The sequence below is a fragment of the Alistipes sp. CAG:29 genome, from assembly GCF_000435435.1.
In the GTDB taxonomy this organism is placed as follows: domain Bacteria; phylum Bacteroidota; class Bacteroidia; order Bacteroidales; family Rikenellaceae; genus Alistipes; species Alistipes onderdonkii.
The window spans coordinates 72,779-92,123 of record NZ_FR893475.1 but is presented as its reverse complement, the minus strand read 5'-3'; the positions used below and the strand labels follow the sequence as shown (position 1 = coordinate 92,123).

At 62.3% G+C, this 19,345-nt stretch carries 13 protein-coding genes; 6 read left to right on the top strand and 7 right to left on the bottom strand.

Translation table 11 applies throughout. The annotated features are described in order from the left end of the window. The coding region (locus QVP03_RS09285) for a RagB/SusD family nutrient uptake outer membrane protein (RefSeq protein ID WP_288210733.1) at positions 1–1,130 on the top strand (1,130 nt) is incomplete at its 5' end. Between the two features lie 168 nt (positions 1,131–1,298). Here QVP03_RS09285 and QVP03_RS09280 read toward each other — a convergent pair. The 3 genes from QVP03_RS09280 to QVP03_RS09270 are packed head-to-tail and all read right to left on the bottom strand — an operon-like array spanning position 1,299 to position 8,388. After that, entirely contained in the window at positions 1,299–2,888 is a 1,590-nt protein-coding gene (locus QVP03_RS09280; protein WP_022333199.1) for a calcineurin-like phosphoesterase C-terminal domain-containing protein, read from the bottom strand. A gap of 19 nt (positions 2,889–2,907) precedes the next feature. Further along, positions 2,908–4,740, bottom strand: a complete 1,833-nt coding sequence (locus QVP03_RS09275) for a RagB/SusD family nutrient uptake outer membrane protein (protein ID WP_022333198.1) — start codon at positions 4,738–4,740, stop codon at positions 2,908–2,910. A gap of 12 nt (positions 4,741–4,752) precedes the next feature. Beyond that, positions 4,753–8,388: a TonB-dependent receptor gene (locus tag QVP03_RS09270; protein WP_288210732.1), complete on the bottom strand. Its 3,636-nt coding sequence runs from the start codon at positions 8,386–8,388 to the stop codon at positions 4,753–4,755. 561 nt (positions 8,389–8,949) lie between these two features. Between QVP03_RS09270 and QVP03_RS09265 the strand changes: the two genes are divergently transcribed. The 5 genes from QVP03_RS09265 (at position 8,950) to QVP03_RS09245 (ending at position 15,712) form a co-directional block, all read left to right on the top strand. Further along, on the top strand, positions 8,950–10,332 hold the full coding sequence (locus QVP03_RS09265; protein WP_022333196.1) for a BACON domain-containing protein: 1,383 nt from the start codon (positions 8,950–8,952) through the stop codon (positions 10,330–10,332). Positions 10,333–10,347: 15 nt separating this feature from the next. After that, a complete protein-coding gene (locus QVP03_RS09260; RefSeq protein ID WP_022333195.1) occupies positions 10,348–13,515 on the top strand; it encodes a fibronectin type III domain-containing protein in 3,168 nt (1,055 codons plus the stop codon). Positions 13,516–13,538: 23 nt separating this feature from the next. After that, positions 13,539–13,868, top strand: coding sequence for a glycerophosphodiester phosphodiesterase family protein (locus QVP03_RS09255; protein WP_022333194.1), 330 nt, complete (start codon positions 13,539–13,541; stop codon positions 13,866–13,868). A gap of 211 nt (positions 13,869–14,079) precedes the next feature. Then, positions 14,080–14,691: an RNA polymerase sigma-70 factor gene (locus QVP03_RS09250; RefSeq protein WP_022333193.1), complete on the top strand. Its 612-nt coding sequence runs from the start codon at positions 14,080–14,082 to the stop codon at positions 14,689–14,691. Positions 14,692–14,731: 40 nt separating this feature from the next. After that, positions 14,732–15,712: a FecR family protein gene (locus tag QVP03_RS09245; RefSeq protein ID WP_022333192.1), complete on the top strand. Its 981-nt coding sequence runs from the start codon at positions 14,732–14,734 to the stop codon at positions 15,710–15,712. Positions 15,713–15,857: 145 nt separating this feature from the next. On the opposite strand, the gene QVP03_RS09240 is transcribed toward QVP03_RS09245, so the two are convergent. The 4 genes from QVP03_RS09240 to QVP03_RS09225 all read right to left on the bottom strand — a co-directional run. Next, a complete protein-coding gene (locus tag QVP03_RS09240) occupies positions 15,858–16,706 on the bottom strand; it encodes an alpha/beta hydrolase (RefSeq protein ID WP_022333191.1) in 849 nt (282 codons plus the stop codon). A gap of 35 nt (positions 16,707–16,741) precedes the next feature. Then, positions 16,742–18,343, bottom strand: coding sequence for a phosphoenolpyruvate--protein phosphotransferase (gene ptsP / locus QVP03_RS09235; protein WP_022333190.1), 1,602 nt, complete (start codon positions 18,341–18,343; stop codon positions 16,742–16,744). Then, positions 18,340–18,603, bottom strand: coding sequence for an HPr family phosphocarrier protein (locus QVP03_RS09230; RefSeq protein ID WP_022333189.1), 264 nt, complete (start codon positions 18,601–18,603; stop codon positions 18,340–18,342). Before QVP03_RS09230 ends, ptsP begins: the two co-directional genes overlap by 4 nt. 8 nt (positions 18,604–18,611) lie before the next feature. After that, positions 18,612–19,345: PTS sugar transporter subunit IIA (locus QVP03_RS09225; protein ID WP_288210731.1), on the bottom strand; the 734-nt coding region annotated here is incomplete at its 5' end.

Sequence of the window (19,345 nt, the reverse complement as noted above, 5' to 3'; positions counted from 1 at the left end):
CGGTCAACCAGGCAAACCTGGTCATCAGGCATGTTCCTGCGATGGGGTTGAAGGAGAAACCGCGGGCCTTCTGTCTGGGGAACGCCCACTTCATCCGCGCGTACTGCTTCTTCCAGATCGCACGCATCTGGGGCGATGCCCCGCTGCCGCTCTGGGGCTACGAATCGACCGACACGGAGCTGTTCCTCGGACGCACCCCCGTATCGGAAGTGCTGATGCGCGTGGAACGCGACATTGCCGACGCGGAAAGGTACGTCGCCGATACGTCGGACAAGACCGTGGCCACGCCGGCCGCCGTGGCGATGCTGAAGGCCGACTATGCCCTGTGGATGTACCGTATGCAGGCCGGGGGCGAGGCTTACCTGGCGATGGCCCAAGAGGCGCTCGGGGAACTCGGCCTGTCGGACGCCCTGCTCGAGCCCGCGTATGCCGATATTTTCAGTTCGTCGAACAAATGCGGCCGCGAGGTCATTTTCGCCGTGCACCAGGATGTGTCGGAAGCCCTGAACGGCCCGGCCTACTACCTCGGCTGGAACGAGAGTTACGTCGAAGCGGCCTACCGCAACAACCCCGTCCCCACCACCGGGGGCAACCAGTGGTGGTGGTATACCGACACCTACCGGGCCCTGCTGCAGGCCGACCCCGCCGATACGCGTGCAGCGCTGACCTGCCGCACGGCCGATTACGGCACGGGCGGCCGCAGGATCGGCTGGACGGAGAAACTGATGGGGCGCGTGGACAACGGCACACGCATTTTCGACTCGGATTTCATCCTTTACCGCTACGGCGAAGCCTTCCTGATGGCGGCCGAAGCCCGGTATTATGGGAAGGACTACGCGGGTGCGCTCGAAGCCCTGGCACCGCTGGCCGCCAGGGCCTACGGGCGGAAGGATTACTACACCGACACGTCGCCCGAAGCCGTCCTGCAGGCGATCGTCGACGAATACCTCAGGGAGATGGTCGGCGAAGGCCGCACCTGGTGGATGCTCCTGCGCACGGACAAGATATGGGAGTACAGCGCCGACATCGCGGCGCAGCGCGACAAGAACCCCAACATACTGCTATGGCCCATCACGCAGGCGGCCATGAGCCGAAATTACAACCTCACGCAGACCGAAGGCTGGTATTGACCGCCCGGGACGGAACGCCGCCGTATAGGGGCGGCGACGGCGTTCCCGCAAGGCGGGAGGAGGAACCTGCGCCCGGGAGGCGACGTGCCTGCAACCGCGCCTGTGAACCGGCAAGAAAAATGCCGCGCCCTTTTCGGGGCGCGGCATCGCTTTTAGGAAGCGGGAGGGTCAGAAGCCTATGAAGTCGGTCTGGAGCTTCGAGGTGCGGTAGGTGTTGCCCATGCCGTCCTCCGCCACGATTTCGAAATCGGCGGTCTCGGGCGTTCCCGACGCCAGGTTCCCGTAATAGTAATGGTCGAGGTTCTTGCCCCAGGTCGTGCCCACGCTCTTGCTGTAATAGAGCACGTGGTAGGCATAGGCCCAGTAGTCGTAGGTCTTGACGCGGGTCATGTCGCAGACCTTCGTGCCGTTCTGCCAGAGCGAGACTTTCCAGTTGCCCGAGGCGTCGGAGTTCCAGACGTTGGCCACGATGCACTTCGCATCGTTCATGGCCGGGGCGTTGGCCGCCCAGCCGAAGGTGAGGCTGCCCGACTTGCCGAACACCTGCGTGGCCGAATAGGCCCGGATCTGATAGTCGGCTTCCTTGTTGGTCGACTTGTAGTACTGGTTGGCGATGGTGTTGCCCGAAATCTCGTAGACACCATACCCGTTCGGCGTGCCGTCGGCGCAGAGGTTCGCCGTCCACCACGCACCGCAGGCGGCGCCGTGGACATGTTCGAAGATCGTCTTTCCGTTACGCTTGTGGATGTATTTCTGCTGGTAATGCGTATGGCCGATCATGATGTGCGCCTCGGAGAATTCGGCCAGCAGGTCGAGCACGCCGTCGTAGTTCTCGTGGCTCTCGTCCGTCACGCTCGTACCCCCGCGGAAGGGAATGTGCGCGCAGAAGATCACGAGCTTGTCCTTGTCTACGTGCGACAAGTCCTGGCGCAGCCATTCGAGCTGCCTGTCGGTGATGCCGCCCTTGTACTTTTTCTTGCCTTCGTAGAGGACGTTGTCCATCGACACGATGTGCACGTCGCCGCGGTTGAACGAATAGTTGCGCGGGCCGAACTGCGTTTCGAAATTGGCCGCGGCATTGTCGTCCGAAGTCTCGGTCTGCAGATGGTCGTGGTTGCCGATGGTCTGGAAGACGGGCAGGTTGCGATTGGCCATCGACTCCTTCATGTTGCTCCACAGGTCGGGCGTGTCGAAGACGATGTCGCCGAGCGTGATGCCGTAGACCGGCGTGCCCTTGGCCTTGTAAGCGTCGACCGTAGCCTCGACGTCGGGGATCGTCTCGTTGACGTAGCGGCTGATCTCGGCCGTGGTCGCACACTGCGGGTCGGCGATGCAGACCAGCGTGAAATCGCTTTCCGGGGCCGGCAGCGGCGTCAGCACGAAGTCGTGGCGGTCGGCGATGTTCTTATGGACGATCTCGGCGTAGAAGAGCGGGTAGTTGTCTGCCGACGTGTTGATGGCATACCCTGCCGGCGTGCTGTAATGTACGAAGCGCGCCTTCTTGTAGCGCTCCATCTGGTAGACGCCGTTGGCATCGGTCGTGACGCAGCCGTAGCCGTCCGACACGACCACGCCCGGGATGGGGTTTCCCGACGTGTCGGTCACCAGTCCGTAGAGGGTCGTATTGCCGTCGAGCTGCGTGCCGTTGACTTCGGTTTCGACTCCCTCGTCGCCGTCATGCCCGCCGGACTTGTCGTTGCTGCATGCCAGCATCAGCGTCGCCGCCATACAGCATAATAACATGATTTTCGTTTTCATATCCTGAGTTTTTTATTGCTTATTTCCAGAGCGCGTTCTGTTCGAGGTTCGGGTTGCGGGTGATCGCCGTCTGGGGGATCGGACGCAGGTATTTCTTTTCGCCCCACGTGCGCTTGTACTCCCAGACGATATTCCCCGCGGCGTTGAGCGAGAAGGTCTGGTTGGCCCCCGTATTGGAAATGGCGATCGAATGTTCGGTATCCTCGCCCGGGCGGATGTAGAAGTCGGGTACGGGATCGCCGTTGTCGTCGGTGCTCTGCCCCGTGAAATCGTAGGTGTAGCCCGTGTTGCCGATCCAGATGCCCGTCCAGGGGTTGTTGTCGCTCGTGAGCAGGTCGCCCATGTGCCAGCGCATGTCGTCGTCCCAGCGCAGCCCCATTTCGAGGCAGAGCTCGATGCCGCGCTCACGGCGCACTTCGAGTATCCACTTGTCGGTCACGGTATTGAGGAAATAGGCCTCCATGTAGGGGTCGGCCTTGTCCGGGACGACCGGGGTCACGCCGGCACGGCTGCGCAGTTGCGCGATGGTCTGATCCCATACCGCGGCGTCCATTTCGCCCAGCTCGGCCTTCGCCTCGGCGTAGTTCAGCAGCACCTCGGCATAGCGGAGGATCGGCAGCGAATTCCAGCTCGCGGCCTTCGACAGCACGTTGTCGGCATCGTCGTCGATCGACCACTTGATCGGATGGTAGCCCGTACGGGTCACTTTCCAGTTGGGCGAATAGAGCCGTTCGCGGCCGCTGATCTTCATCTTGTAGGTCGGGCTGATGACCGTCTGCGCCATGCGGGCGTCACGGCCGTCGAACTCGCGGATGAAGTCGATGGTCTGGTAACCGTCGATGTCGGTGAACGGCGTGCCCCGGGTCGTGAGGTAGGTGTTCATGAACTTCTTGGTCATGGCGATCTTGGCACCGTAGGTCGGCGAATAGTAGTACCAGCTGGTCTCGTGGAACGCCGAGAGCTCCTTGCTGTACTCACGGCCGAAGATCACCTCCTGCGTGAGCAGCCCGGCGCTGGTGAAGAGCGAGCGGTAGGCGGTCTTCACATCGCCCGTGACGAGCGAATAGGGCCCCTTGTCCATGATCTCCTTGGCGGCGGCAGCGGCCTCGCGCAGGAATTTGTTGTCGGCGTTATACTCGGCCTGCCACGGTTTGTCGGACGACGGCTCGCGCGAGTGGTACTTGCGGAAGGTGCCTTCATAGAGGCAGACGCGCGACTTGAAGGCCAGTGCCACCCACTTGTTGATGAGCGCCGAGCCTTTCGTGAATTTGGCGTCGGAGAGGCAGTAGGTGCTTGCGAAGGTGAGGTCTTCCAGCACTTTGTCCATGACGTACTCGCGGCTGTCTCGGGGTTTCATCATCGCTTCCTTGTCGCTGGCCGCGATCGTGAAGTCGTACCAGGGCACGGCGCCGAAGGTCTGCACCTTGTCGTAGTAGAACCAGGCGCGCCAGAAACGGGCGACGCCCTCGTAGTGGTTGTAGATCTCGTCGCTCACACGCCCCTTGCACTTGTGCATATTGTCGAGCATGTAGTTCACGCGGCGAAGGTTCGTCCAGTTGCTCTCGGCCCATCCGGTCTGGTTGTCGGGCGAGACGTTGCCGTCGGGGCGCAGCAGGTCGGTCGGGATGTCCACGGCGCAGTAGTCGGCATAGATGTCGCCGCGCGTGATGGTTCCGTCGCCGGGGATCATCTTCTGGATGAAACCGTTGGCATAGAGTTCCAGGTCGGTTTCCGATTTCCAGAACTCGTCGCTGCCGATCTGGTCGTAGGTGTCGCGCGTCAGGAAATCCTCGCAGGAGGCCATTCCCGCGGCAGCGAGGGTCATCAGCGTATATAGCAGTATCTTTCTCATGGTTGCTGTCGGTTAAAATGTTACGTTTATACCCAGGGTCACGGTTTTGAGCATCGGGTAGGAATAGCCGTTACCCGTACCGTTCAGGCCCGAAGTGGTCGAGGCCGCGAAATCGGAGTCGCCGCTGGTGATGACTTCGGGGTCGAACATGTCCGTGTGCTTGAACATCGGCGAGTGGGTGAAGAGGTTCTCGCCCGACAGGTAGACCTTCAGCCCCTCGAGGCGCAGCTTCTTGCAGATGTGCTTGGGGAAGGTGTAGTCGACGGTGATGTTCTTCAGTCGGATGTACGAAGCGTCCTGCAGGTAGTGGTCGTTCTCCCACGTCAGCGGGCCGTCGTTGCGGTTGGCGGCGAGCGATACCATGCGTGTCCAGTAGGGGTTCTTGTCCATGTTGGTGACGCGCCAGTTGTCGGTGCTCTTGTCGATCTTAACTACGTTGTCGCCCGTCTGCGTCTTCATCAGCGAGTTGTAGGCGCGGTTCCATTTGCCCCAGAAGAATCCGGACTCCGTCCACGGGTACCAGTCGCGCTTGCCCACGCCCTGCCACAACATCGAAAGCCCGATGCCGTTCCAGTTCAGCGACATGTTGATGCTGTACTGGTAGCGCGGCGACTGGTTGCCGATGATCTCCAGGTCGCCGTGGTTGGACAGCGTGCGGTTGCCCTTGGTCATGATGCCGTCGCCGTCCACGTCGACGAAGCGCAGGTCGCCGGCATAGGCGCGGAACATCTCGCCGTTCTTGAAGAAGTTGTAGGCCGGGCCGTTCAGGGCGTCGGCGTTGCTGGCGTAGATGCCCGCCGTGCGGAAACCCCATATCTCGCCGATCTCCATACCCTTGTAATAGGTCGTCAGGTCGCCCGTTTCGTTATAGTAGTCGGTGATCCAGCTGCGGCTGTCCCACAGCATACCCTTGATGCTGTAATTGAACGGCTTGCCGCCCAGGTTGAACGAGTCGCGCCACGAAAGGCTCAGCTCCCATCCCTTGGTCTTGAGGCTGGCGTAGTTGCCGTAGGGCGCGGCGCTTCCGAGTACCTGCGGGAGGTTCGGGCCGACGGTGTAGAGGTCGGTCGTATTGCGGCGGTAGTAGTCGCCGGTGAACGAAAGCCGGTTGTGGAACAGGTCGAGGTCGAGGCCGATGTTGTAGGTGGTGACCTTTTCCCAGGTGATGTCGTCGGGGATCAGGCTGGGCACCGACGTGTAAGGTACGTTCTGGCCATTGATGATGACCGACGACTTGGCGATCGAGGCGCTGCCCGAAGCGGTCATGGTCTCGAGGTACTGGTAGGGGTCGATGTTGGCATTGCCGAGCGAACCGATGCTGGCGCGAACCTTGAAGTTGTCCAGCCACCCTTCGACGTGCGGTTTGAGCCACGGCTCTTCGGAGAGGCGCCATCCGACCGATGCCGAGGGGAAGAAGCCCCACTGCGAACTGGACGGGAATTTCGACGACCCGTCGTAGCGGGCGCTCACTTCGGCCAGGTAACGGCCTGCATAGGCGTAGTTGACGCGGCCGAAGAATCCGACCAGCCCCCACGTGTAGCCGCCCGAGGTGGTCGAGTAATACTCGCCGTCCATGAGCGTGAAGCTCGGCTTCGAGGAATAGAGGTTACCCTGGCGGTAGGTCTTCTGCGTGCGGTAGTCGTAGTCCTCGAGGTTCCATCCGGCGACCACGTTCAGGTCGTGATCCGAACCCAGCTTGGGCGTGACCGTGCCGACGATGTTCGTCGAGATGTAGTCCGAGCGGTACGTCCAGTTTTCGAGCGACGAATAGCTGTTGTCCTGCCCCGAAACGTTCACGCCGGTGTAGTAGGTGTAGAGGTTCTCCATGCGGTCGCGCGACCAGCGCGATCCCTTGTAGGTCACGTCGGCCGAGACCTTGAAGACATCGGGGACGAATTCGAAGTTGAACGTCGTGGTGTTGGCCACTTCGAGCTTGTTGTTCTCCTGCCACGAGGTGCCCTCGGCGAAGGCCGCATAACCGGTCTTGGCCGCGGTCTGCGTCCAGGTGCCGTCGGGGTTCTTCAGCAGGGCGAACGGGAAGGCGAACATGTCGATCTGGCGCGAGATCACCTGCTGGCCGTAGTGCACCATGGGCTGGTGGTACTTGCTGCTCATCAGGCTGGTGTTGTTGTCCAGCGTCAGCCACGGGCGGATGCGGATCGAGCCCTTGGCACGGAGGTTATACTTCTTGTAGGTCTCCTCGCCCACCTTGTAGATGCCGTCCTGGTTGTAGTAACGGCCCGAAATGTAGTAACTGACCCCTTCGCGGCCGCCCTGGATGCTGACGGCGTGGGTGGTCGAATAGTTCACCGACTTGTAGATCTCCTTGAGCCAGTTGGTCTCGCCGTAGTAGTTGTAGTTGCCGTTGGCGTCGATGTCGTAGTTGTCCATCGTCGGATCGGCACGGCGGCGTTTGAGCTCCTCGAACCAGGCGTTCGAATAGGGCATGTAGTTGTTGAAGAGCGACGGTACGGTCGCCGTCGGCGAGGAGTTGAGATACGACTCGCGGAAGGCATCGACCCACTGCACGGGGTCGGTGACCACGTTGTCCTCCCAGATCACCGTACGGCGGTGCAGCGACACGGAGCCGTTGTAACTCACGCGCACCTTGCCCTTCTCGGGATCCTTGGTCGTGATGAGAATCACGCCGAATGCGCCGCGGGCGCCGTATACTGCGGCCGACGAAGCGTCCTTGAGCACCGAGATCGAGGCGATGTCGTCGGGGTTCACCGAACCCATGTCGCCTTCGGCACCGTCGATGAGCACCAGCGCGCCGCCGCCCTGTCCGAGTTTGTTGGTCTTTTCACCGCCGCTCACACGGGCCTTGAACGTGTTGTTCACGCCGCGGATGGTGACTTCGCCGGCATGGTCGGCCTTACCGTCGACCTGCACGATGTTCAGGCCGGGGATCTGGCCCTGCAACGAACGGGTGATGTTGGCATTGGGCCGGTTTTCGACCGCGTCGCCCGAAAGGTTCTCGACCGCGCCCACGATATTGCGTTTCTTGAGCGTGCCGTAGCCTACGACGACTACTTCGTCCATCACCAGCTCGTCCTCCTGCATCGTGACGTCGATCTGCGTGCGGCGCCCTACCACCTCCTCATGGGGGCGGTAGCCGATATACGAGAAGAGCAGCGTGGCGTTCCCGTCGGCCGGGATCGCATAGCCGCCGTCGACACCCGTCGAGACGCCGACCAGCGTCCCCTTGATAGTGACCGTCACGCCGATCATCGGGTTGCCCGCAGCGTCGCGGACGACCCCTTTCACCTCCGATTTGGCGGCGGCACTGGCTGCCGGAACGGGGCGCGTGCTGCGCGTCAGCACGACCACTTTGTCAACCACCCGGTAGTCGATGCCGCGAGGCGTGAATACGGCGGCAAGGATGGCCTCGATGGTGGCACCCTTCTCCGAGACCTCCAGGTTCTCCATCGGATAGCCGGCCAGTGCCGTTTCGTAGGAGAAGGCGATGCCCACTTGTTGCGTAATAGCATCGGCAACGGCCTTGAGCGTCGTCCGCGAGTAGGATAAATTCAGGTCATACCCCTGCCCTTGCGCACCGGGGAGCGATCCTTGGGCGGCATAGCAGCCGAAAGCCCCCGCGCAGAGCACCATGACCAGACATAGTCCTTTATGGAATAATTTCTTCATAGTTTCAATTCGGTTAATTGGTTATTTCCCGCTGCCGCGTGCAAAGCACGTCCGCAGCCGCGCCGTGCAGGCGGGCTCCGGGGAAATTCGTTCCGATACGGCAGACAGAACCTTGCAAGTCATCCGTCGTCCGATAAAAAACCGTGTAGTGCTGGTGTAGGGGGAGGGATTAGTCAGACATCGTCGAAGTTGTTTTAAAGTTTCCGGTTAATAATCGTTTTTTTAGTTTGCATTGGGTCGGTTGCGGCCGGCGTTTTCCGTCCGGTCTGCATTAGATACAAGCGACCGGGGCAAACTACCCAATGCCGGAAGCTTTTTTCACAAAATTGCAATGCAAATTTTTATACCTATATATTACAGATATTTTATTTTTCGGTTTTTCGCCGCAAGGTTCGTAAAATTTTAAACATTTTTCTTGCGAATCCCGGAAAATTGCTATATTTGCAGTGCAAGTCATTCGATATCGTTAGAAACCGTGTAGGAAATTGACATCCGGCAGTGTATCCGGAGTCGGTTTCTGATTTTTTTTATCGGTTTTACAAACAAACTAACGATCCAATCATGATGAAATTTATTCATAAACTGACGATAGTTCTCGCGTTGGGCGGGATCTGCGGTCTTGCCGCGTGCAGCGACGACGACCAGGGGTTCCTCAAACGCAACCTGCGCGAGATGAGTTTCCCGTACGTCGAATCGAGCGATACGTTCACGATCCGCGCCACGGGGGACTGGCAAATCAGCGACACCCCCGACAGCCGCGAGTGGACGAACGCCTACGGCTGGGTGCATGTCGACCAGCTCTCGGGCAAGGGAGACCCCGGCACCTACCAGAAGGTGACGGTCACCTGCGACCAGAACACCTCCGAGGAGCGTAACGCCACCATCTACCTGCACGGCTGCGGCGAAGAGAACGTCGCCATCGCCATCAGGCAGGACAACGGTATCTTCGAGTGGAAACCCTTCGACAACGGACAGCAGTTCGACGTCTCGGGTATGCTCAAACTCAACGCGGAAGCCGGGGCCAAGCTCCGCATCCCCTACATCAAGGCGCTCGGCACGGAAAAATACACCGTCACGGTGACGCAGACCGGCGGCGAGGGGATCACGGCCGCCAGCGGCAGCTATTCGATCTCGGCGGCCGGCAACGGTTACATCGAAGTACCCCTGACGGGCACCGCCACCCGCCAGGGCATCGTGACCTTCGCCGTGAAGGCTATGGACGAGGCCGGCGCGGAAAAGGACTTCGGCTCCGTTTCGACCATCGTCCGCGCCGGGTTCGACGCCCAGGGCGAGGAGCTTCCCCTGCTGACGCAGAACTTCGGCAAATTCCCCTGGGGCGGCGACTGCATCGGCCAGAAGGCGGGTGTCACGACGGCCGACAAGACCGTGGCCAACCTGAGCCTCGACAACGAGACGGTGAGCGTTACGGCGGGCACCAACGCCAGCATCGGCGGCATCACCTCGACCGTACGCAACGGCAACGCGGCGTTCTACCGCGCCATCGGCATGGAGGGGTGGACAGGCTACCTGAACTACATGTGTCCGGGCTACATCCAGTTGGGCGCCGCGAGCGACAATGCCGACGGGCAGCCGGGCAACCTCATCTCCCCGGTGCTGAACATCCCCGCGGGCTACGACCTGCTGCTGACCTGCAAGGTCGCCATCTGGGCCGCAGCCCCCGACCAGGGCATGGTGGGCATCTGCGAGAAGAACGACGGGTTCTGGATCCCGAAGGGCACGCTGGACAAGATCGTAGCTTCGACCAAGAGCTACGTTTCGCTCGACATCCCCGCCTACACGTGGGTCGAGGTCACGGCCGTCATCCCCAATCCCGGCGCGAAAGCCAATCTGGCATTCTTCATCTCCACGGCCGACAGCTGGTTCTCGGGCTCCTCGGTGAAGGCGGGCCGCTGGTACATCGACGACATCAAGCTCGTATACTAAAACCGGACAACTACCATGAAAAAAAGCATTTTATATATTCTGTTCGCCCTCTTCTCGCTATCGGCCGCAGTCTCGCTGACGGCCTGCAAGGACGACGGCGTGGAAATATCGGGGGCCAACAAGTCCAAGACCCCGAAGAACGTGAAACTGCTCGAATACGGGCCCACGTCGCTTACGATCTGCTGGGATTTCATCCGCGGCGCGACGTCGTACACCGTACAGCTCGTCGACGGGGAGATGAACCCCGTGAGCGAAGCGCTCTGCAAGACCACCGACGCGATCGACTACCACGAATTCACCGACCTGGCGACCGACCGGATATACTACGGCCGCGTCAGGGCCAACTTCCCCTACTCCTCCACCTCGGACTGGGTATACGTCACGGCAAACGAGCAGCCGGCCATGCTGATGGCCTCGGTGGGTATCCTCGAACTCGACCCGAAGCTCACGCTCAATGCCGCGACGGGGTCGACGCTCACCTACGAGTGGTCGTATACCGAAGATGCGGCGACCGACGCCACGCGCCTCTACAACATCGAACTGTTCCGCGACGAGGCGTGCAGCGAGCTGCATGTCAGCTGGCTGGCCGACGGAAAACTCGCGTCGGACAAAGGCATCTTCACCGCCCTGGCGGGTTATCCCGTCGTGCGGTTCACCTTCTCGGGGCTCGATCCCGAAACGACCTACTACGCCCGGGTTACCAATGCCAGCTTCGGCAATATCATGACCCCCGTCGTCGCCGGAACCACGGCCAAGGCCGGGCCCGAAGCCTCGCCGAACAATCCGGCACAGGCCGGTGACATCGTGCTGGCGCAGGATTTCGCGGCATTCATCCACGGCGGCGACATCGTCCGCTCGGCGGCAGGTTACAACGCCGTATCGGGGACCGACTACCGCAAGGCCTGGGAACCCGCCACGGGCGAGAACCCGCAGGCCGACGGCGACCGTCCGGTCTGCAACTGGGCTACGGAATTCCACATCCACACGGGCGGAACCTCGGCCGAGTATGTCGAAAGCCTCGGCATGACGGGCTGGGGGTCGTCGGGCAACACCTCGACCCGCCCCGGCTACATCAAGTGCGGCGGCGGTGGCGGCGGCATCGGCATCCTCTATACGCCCGAGCTGGCGGCCCTGCCCAAGAACACGACCGTAACGGTGAGCTTCTCGGCCAGCGCCTATGCCGAAGGCGAAAACGTCTATGGCAGCGACATCGTGGTCGAGGCCATCGAGGGCGCCGAGTTCGGGTCGAACAACTCCGTGAGCAAGAAAGGCACGGCCGTGGCTTCGAAGGTCGTGGACATCTCGTCGGCCGTAGGCCGGTTCGAAACCTTCACGGTGACGCTCGACGGCCTCTCGCCCACGTCGCGCATCGCATTTTCGTCGAACCCCGCACAGGCGGGCGCCAACAAGACCCGCTACCTGCTCGACGACATCGTCGTGGTTTACGACGGCGAGACCAAACTGGAAAAACTCACCGTTCCGGCGAACGTGAAATTCGACGCCGAAGCCGTCTATTCCGACAAGTTGACCCTCGAATGGGACGAAGTGGCCGGGGCGGCTTCCTATACGGTGGCCTGGTGGGCCGACGGCACAGAGGAGAAGGACGCCACGATAGCGGAGGGCATCACCTCGGCCTCGTACCTGCTCAAGGAACTGGAGGCCGGCACCGAGTACCACGCGAAGGTCAAGGCGTGCCGCTACAACAACCCCGGCTACGATTCGGACTACTCCGCCGTCGTGTCGCAGAAGACGGACATAGCCCCGGTACAGGCCGGGATCGTCGTGTCGAAAGTGCTGGCGACCTCCTCGACCCTCACGGTCGAATGGGCCCGTGCGGACGGCCAGGCGTGTGTCAACAGCAGTGCGCAGGTCTACCACGTGAAACTTTACAGCGACGCCGAATGCAAGGATCTCTTCGTCGGCTGGAATGCCTCGAACGTCTTCGGCATCACGGCCGGGAACCGCTTCCGCTTCACCTTCTCGGGACTGGCCCCCGCCACGACCTACTACGTCTGCGTGGACGACAAGACCAACGATTTCTTCTCCGACCCGCTCGCATATGCGACTGCCGCCGCGGGGCCGCAGGCGGGTGCCACCGCTCCCGGCTCGGCAAAGGCGGGCGACATCCTCCTGGCGGAAGATTTCTCCAAGGTGATCCACGGCGGCGACATCGCCAATTTCGCCGCGGGCTACTATCCCCCGAGCTCGAACCGCGGGACTTACGCCGCAGCTTCGGGCGACAATCCTTCGGGGTTCTCGGCCACCCGCTGTACGGCCAATGAGTTCGACCTGTTCAGCGGCGGCGGCGTGGCTGCGCCCTACACCGAGGGCACGGGCCTTTCGGCCTGGGGCAAGTCGGGCAACATCGCTGGCCGCCCGGGCTATGTCAAGATGGGCGCCGGAAGTGCGGCCGCCTCGCTTTACACCCCCGAACTGACCGCCCTGCCCGATGCGGCGACCGTCAAGGTGCGCTTCTCGGCACAGGCTTACAGCGAGAAATACGACGGTTCGGGCGCCGATGCCGGGAAAATCCTCGTCAAGGCCGTCCGCGGCGCCGTGCTCGGCGCAAAGGGCGCCATCACCGGCACGGTCACGGAGGTCTCCGCGGCCGACCCCGTGGATATTTCGGCTGCCAAAGCCCGGTTCCGCGAGTTCGAGGCAACCCTCACGAACGTGACGCCCGATTGCCGCATCGTGATCTCGACGAGCGAGAAACGCGCCCTGCTGGACAACGTGGTCGTCACCTGCACGGCCATCACCCCCGCGACCAAACCCGCAGCACCGGGCGGGGTTTCGTTCGACGCCGCAGCGGCGGCCGACAGGCTGACGCTCAAATGGAACGCTGTCCCCGATGCGACTTCCTACACGGTCGCCTACTGGAAAGGTTCGGCCTCAGCCCCCGAAAGCGAGTATGCCTACAAGACCGGCATCGCGTCCACGGCAACGTCGCAGGAGCTGACCAACCTGGAAAGCAACACCTCCTACTGGGCCAAGGTCAAGGCGGTCGGCAGCCTCGATTCCGACTGGTCGGAAACGGCGAACGCCACGACCATGGACAGCGGCGGCGAGCCGCTCCTTCCGACGGCCGACCTGCTCGACGTGGTGTTCCGCAACGACGGTTCGGCTATGGACAACTCCTCGTCGGCAACGCCCGTGCGGCGGATGCCGTCATCGAGGCCGTAAAAGCAAAGGGGCTGACCGACCGTGTGGAATACATCGCTTTCGACTATACGACCTGCAAACGCATCGTCAACGCCCTTCCGGGTGCCATGGTGCAATACCTGAACGGCGACCTGGCTCCCGCTGCAGTCCGGCAGGACGGCATCGGGGGTATCGACTACCGCTTCTCGGCTTATTCGGGCAATCCGGGATGGGTCAAGGAGGCACATGCCAACGGCATGGTCACGAACGTATGGACGGTCGACACGGTGCAGGACATGATGACCTGCATCGCATGGGGAATGGATTTCATCACCACCAACAACCCCGAGACCCTGAAGGAGCTCCTCACCAGGACATTCGTGTCGGCCAACTGACTGCCGCAGGGCGGTGCGCCTGTGCCCGGGGATTTCACCCGGCACCCCGCAGTTCCCTGAAGGCGCCCCCCCCGCGTCCCCCGGAGGCCGCGCCCGCCAGCCGACGGCGGCGGGTATCATGCCCGCCGCCGTTTTTATTGCCCTGCGGAAAACAAAAAAGGCAGGCGGGCTCGCCAATCTGCAAATATTTTCTAACTTTGTGCATACGAACATGGAGCCTGCAGAACTCATATCCGCCATACGCGCCGGGAGCCGCGAAGCCTTCGACGAGATGTGCGGCCGTTATTATGCGCCGCTGACGGCCTACGCACGCCTCTTCCTGAACGGGAACTGGGCGCAGGACGTCGTGCAGGACGTATTCGTTAACGTATGGGTGCGCCGCGAGGCGCTCGACCCGGGGCAGTCGCTCTACGGCTACCTGCTGCGTTCGGTCTACAACCAGTCGGTCAACTACGTCAACAAGCACCGCCATGCGTGCAGTTACCGCTCCTACTACCAGGAACGTATCGAAAGCATCGGCTACGCCTATTACGATCCCGACCGGAATCCGGTCATCGAAAAGCTCTACTCGCAGGATCTGCGCACGAGTATCAACGAGGCGATCGCAGCCCTCCCGGCCAAATGCCGCGAGGTCTTTTCGCTGAGTTACCTGCAAGGATTCTCCCACCGCGAGATCAGCGAACAGATGGGGATTGCGCAGAGCACGGTCGAAAACCATATTTACCTTGCCCTGAGGCAACTGCGGGCAAAATTGTCGAAATCGGAGCTGATTCTGCTGCTGTTTTTCATTTTTTTACAAAATAATTCCCATCCGCTTGGGTAGATTTCTCCCGTGGATTGTATACTAAACGGACACAGAACAAATGGACGATACGATTATAATGGACTCAGTCATACAAAAATATTTTGCCGGGGAGACTTCGGAACAGGAGGAAAAGTACCTTCTCGCGTGGCTGGAGGAGTCGGAGGAGCACCGCAAATACTTCTTCGAACTGAAGAGCCTGTGGGGGGCACGCCGCGTCTTCGAGGAGAGCACCGACCTGTCGCGCTTCGCGTCGTTCATGCGCAGCACCGACCATCGGATCGGGAGTATCGTCGCCGGCGAGCGATCCACCCGTCGCCGCAGACTGGTGCGGTGGACGCTGGGGGCCGCTGCTGCCGTCCTGCTCGCCGTTTGCGCCGGCACGGCATGGCATTTCCTCTCGACACCCGACATATACCGGGTTTACGAGAACACGGGCGATGCGGTGACGACCGTCACGCTCGACGACGGCACGCATGTGTGGCTCAACGCCCGTACGAAACTGACGCTGCCCGAAGCCTTCGGCCCGACGCAGCGCAACGTGCAGTTGGCCGGCGCGGCCTTCTTCGAGGTGGCGCGGGACGAAGCCGCCCCGTTCGTCGTGTCCACCGACAAACTGCGCGTGCGCGTGCTGGGCACCTCCTTCTGCATGCAGGCCTACGAAGGTTCGCAGCAGGCCGAAGTCGTCCTCGAACACGGTTCCGTACGCCTTCAGACGCCCGCAGGGGTCAACCTGGTGACGCTGCAACCCGACCAGCGCGCCCTGTACGACGCTGCGGACGACAACCTCGCCATTACGCAGGTCAACGCTTCGCACCTCGTGCTGACCCAGTACGACCTGGTGACGATGTCCGACGCTACGCTGCACGAGATCATCTCGCACATCGAGACGACCTTCGGCGTGCGGCTTTCGGTGCCGGGACGCTACGGCGACAAACGCTATACGTTCAATTACCAGCGATCCAATTCGCTCGAAGAGGTGCTCAATATCGTCGAATACCTCACGGGCGAGCATTGCGAGGTCATCTACCGCAAGAAATAAGCGCAGCGGCCGCCGGATTCCCGGGATCGGCCGCACGCGGCACCGGCGCCGGCTCCCGTACCGGAATGCCGGCAGGATCGCACAACAAAAAGAGGCTCTGGAAAGAGCCTCTTTTGTCGTTTCACGGGCCGCAGGCGCCGCGGGATCAGAGCGTCGAAAGCCAGTCGAGCGTGGCTTTCTGCCAGTCGTCGTAATAGCGGAAGCGGGAGTTCATGCCCCAGCCGTGGCCGCCCGACGGATAGATGTGCAGCGTGGCCTTGATGCCGTGTTCCTTGAGCTTCTGGTAGAACAGCGCGCTGTTCACGGCTGGTACCACCTTGTCGTCGTCGCAATGGAACAACAGCGTGGGCGGCGTGGCGGCATCGACCTTCTTTTCGAGCGAGAACTCCTGTGCAAGGGGCTTGTCGGCATCTTCGGCGCCGAGCAGCTGTACGAAAGTCCCCTTATGGCGTTTGTCCGGGTCGGCCGAGATCACCGGGTAGAAGAGGATCATGAAGCCCGGCTTCACGTCCGAAAGCGTCCCGACGCTCCCGGCGAGGTAACCCCCGGCCGAAGTCCCCGACACCCCCACTTTCGCGGGGTCGATGTTCAGTTCCGCAGCCATCGAACGCATCACGCGCAGCGCCTCGTCGGCATCGTTGCGCGGAACCTCGCTGTGGCCGTTGGGCAGGCGGTATTTCACCACCGCGGCCGTGATGCCGTTCCGGGCGAACCACTGGGCCTCCTTATGTCCGTTGCCGACCGAGAGCGACGAATAGCCGCCCCCGGGGAAAAACACGAGCGCCTGTCCCGTGGCATTGTCCCCGGCCTTGTAAATCCACATTTCGGCCGTCTGCGTGTTTTTCCACTGTCCGGGCTTGGATTCGACCTCGTCGCCCGAAAGCCCGTTCGAGGTGGGTGCCGTCGTGTTGTCCCACAGGACAACGTGGTAATCCTGCGCACAAATCGCCGACGACAGCATGAGGGCGAAGAGCAGGAGCATTGTTTTCTTCATAATTCGAGTTTTAGACGTTGGGATAAAGATAAAAATTATTTGTCAGTCCGTATACGGTGTTTCAACGGGGCGATGGCCGGGGGGCCGACGCTGAATTCCCCGAGACCGAGCGCCACGAGGCGCTGCGTGGCGCGCGGGTCGGCAGCCAGTTCGCCGCACATCCCGGCTTCGATACCCGCCCGGTGCGCGGCGTCGAGCACCATGCCGATGCTGCGTTGCACGGCCGGGTCGAATGCGTCGCAAAGGTAGGCTACGCGGGGGTTTCCACGGTCGGCGGCCATCACGTACTGCGTCAGGTCGTTGGTGCCGATGCTGAAAAACCGCGCCCGGGCAGCCAGTTCGTCGGCGATGAATACGGCGGCCGGGGTCTCGATCATCACCCCCAGCGCTATGTCGCGGTCGTAGGCAACCCCTTCTGCGTCGAGTTCCGCCATGCAGGTCTCGACAACCGCTTTGGCGGCGCGGAACTCCCCGACCGAAGCTATCATCGGGAACATCACCCGCACGTTGCCGAATGCGCTCGCGCGTAGCAATGCCCGCAGCTGGGTGCGGAACAGCTCCGGCATGGCCAGCGAAACCCGGATCGCACGCCATCCCAGAAACGGGTTTTCCTCCGGCTCGAAATGCATGTAGGGCAATGCTTTGTCCCCGCCTATGTCAAGTGTCCGTACAGTCAGCGGACGTGCCCCGCAAAGCTCCGCCGCGGCACGGTATGCCGCAAACTGCGTCTCTTCGTCGGGGAGCGCCGGGCCCTGCATGTAGAGGAACTCGCTCCGGAAAAGTCCGATGCCCTCGGCGCCTGCATCGAGCGCGCGTCGCACTTCGTCGACGTTCGCGGCATTGCCCAGCACCGTGATCCGCCGCCCGGCGGGCGTGACGGCGGGCGCTTGTGCATCCGCCGCGCAGCGGAACGCATCCTGGCGCAGCGATTCGAGCCGCGCGGCGTATTTGCGTCCGGTAGCCGGATCGGGATCGACGATCAGTTCGCCCCGCTCCCCGTCGATTATCAGCCGGTCGCCGGTTCTGACCTGCCGCATGCACCCGGCAACGCCGACCAGCGCCGCGATGCCCTTGTTCCGGGCGATGATCGCGACATGGCTCGTCACGCTTCCGTGCGCCGTCACCAATCCGGCGACCCTGCTGAAATCCATCTGTGCCGTATCCGAAGGCGCCAGCTCGTCGGCCACCACGATCGTCCCCGGAGCCAGCCCGGCAAAGGGATCGTGGGCGGTTTCGCCCGACAGGATGCGGCCGATACGCGCACATACGTCCCGCACATCGTCGGTACGTCCGCGCAGGTAGTCGTCGTCGAGCGCCGCGAACATGCCGCACACCTCTTCGCAGGCTTCTCCGAGCGCCTGCTCGGCGGACAGGTGCTTTTCCGCAATCCTCCCCTCGACCAGCCCGGCGAGCATCGGGTCGCCGGCCATCTCCAGATGGGCGGCGAAAACAGCCTCCCCTTCCGCCAGTGCGGACAGCTCCGCCTTCGCACGCTCCAGCGCCGCATGGAACCGCCCGGCCTCGGCCACGGGGTCGCCTGCCGCGGCCGTAGCAGCGGCGGATGCGCGGCGTTGCAGCACGAACGCCGTCCCGACGGCGATCCCCGCCGTCGGGATTCCTCGGATCGTGAACATCATTCGCGGATGCCGGCGATGAAATCCGTTACGGCCCGCACGGCGGCGGCTTCGTCGCCGCCCTCGGCGCAGACTTCCACTTCGGTGCCGTGTTTGAGCCCCAATGCCAGGAGCGAAAGAATGCTCACGGCACTGGCCTCCCGGGCCGCGGTGCGCAGGGTGATCCTGGCGGGCGCAACCCCCCTGATTAACTTTACAAGTTCGCCCGCAGGCCGCGCATGCATGCCGTTCGGGGCGGTGATCGTTACTTTTCCGGTTGTCATATAGGTAGTTATTTCAGTGCTTCGTATATCACCTGCGGATCGCCTTCGGTCGTCAGCCTCCGCAACATATCTTCGTCCCCGAATACCTCGCCCAGCCGGGCCAGGATATCGAGGTGAGCGTCCCCCACGCCGGCAATGCCCACTACGAGGTATGCCTTTTCGTCGCCGAACGCAACCCCGCCGGGGTATTGCAGCACCACGATGCCCGAGTGCAGGACGCACTTCTTGGCGTCGGACGTCCCGTGCGGAATGGCGATGCCCATGCCCATATAGGTCGTTGCGAGTTCCTCGCGGCGCAGCATGGCATCCGCATATCCGGGTTCGACATATCCGCCCGCTGCGAGCAGTTCCCCGGCCCGCCGGATCGCGGCTTCCTTGGGTTCGGAGGGAAGCCCCGTCCGGATATTCCCGGGGCGCAAGACCTCGCCGGGAGACCGCCCCGCGGCATCGTCCGGCTGCGGGGAGGCTATGCGATCCGGGGCATCGCCCGCCCTTCGCAGGCCGGCGTCGGAGGGCTGTGCGTCCGCCGTCCCGGCAGGCAGACCGCCGGCTCGGGGAATGGCGTCCGCACCGTCCTGTTGCGCCAACCGGGCGAACAGGACGTCGAGGGCCGGGTCGGCCAGGAAATTGTCGATCACGACCAGCGCGGCTCCATGTGCCGATCCGGCGATCTGCCCGGCCAGCACGGACTGGCAGACAACGACGTCGGCATCGGCGGGGATGCCGGCCGCGGCACCGGTGC

Coding starts and splice junctions, on each gene's coding strand:
- QVP03_RS09280 (WP_022333199.1), bottom strand. CDS start 2,888: ATGAAAACGAAAATCATGTTATTATGCTGTATGGCGGCGACGCTGATG.
- QVP03_RS09275 (WP_022333198.1), bottom strand. CDS start 4,740: ATGAGAAAGATACTGCTATATACGCTGATGACCCTCGCTGCCGCGGGA.
- QVP03_RS09270 (WP_288210732.1), bottom strand. CDS start 8,388: ATGAAGAAATTATTCCATAAAGGACTATGTCTGGTCATGGTGCTCTGC.
- QVP03_RS09265 (WP_022333196.1), top strand. CDS start 8,950: ATGATGAAATTTATTCATAAACTGACGATAGTTCTCGCGTTGGGCGGG.
- QVP03_RS09260 (WP_022333195.1), top strand. CDS start 10,348: ATGAAAAAAAGCATTTTATATATTCTGTTCGCCCTCTTCTCGCTATCG.
- QVP03_RS09250 (WP_022333193.1), top strand. CDS start 14,080: ATGGAGCCTGCAGAACTCATATCCGCCATACGCGCCGGGAGCCGCGAA.
- QVP03_RS09245 (WP_022333192.1), top strand. CDS start 14,732: ATGGACGATACGATTATAATGGACTCAGTCATACAAAAATATTTTGCC.
- QVP03_RS09240 (WP_022333191.1), bottom strand. CDS start 16,706: ATGAAGAAAACAATGCTCCTGCTCTTCGCCCTCATGCTGTCGTCGGCG.
- ptsP (WP_022333190.1), bottom strand. CDS start 18,343: ATGATGTTCACGATCCGAGGAATCCCGACGGCGGGGATCGCCGTCGGG.
- QVP03_RS09230 (WP_022333189.1), bottom strand. CDS start 18,603: ATGACAACCGGAAAAGTAACGATCACCGCCCCGAACGGCATGCATGCG.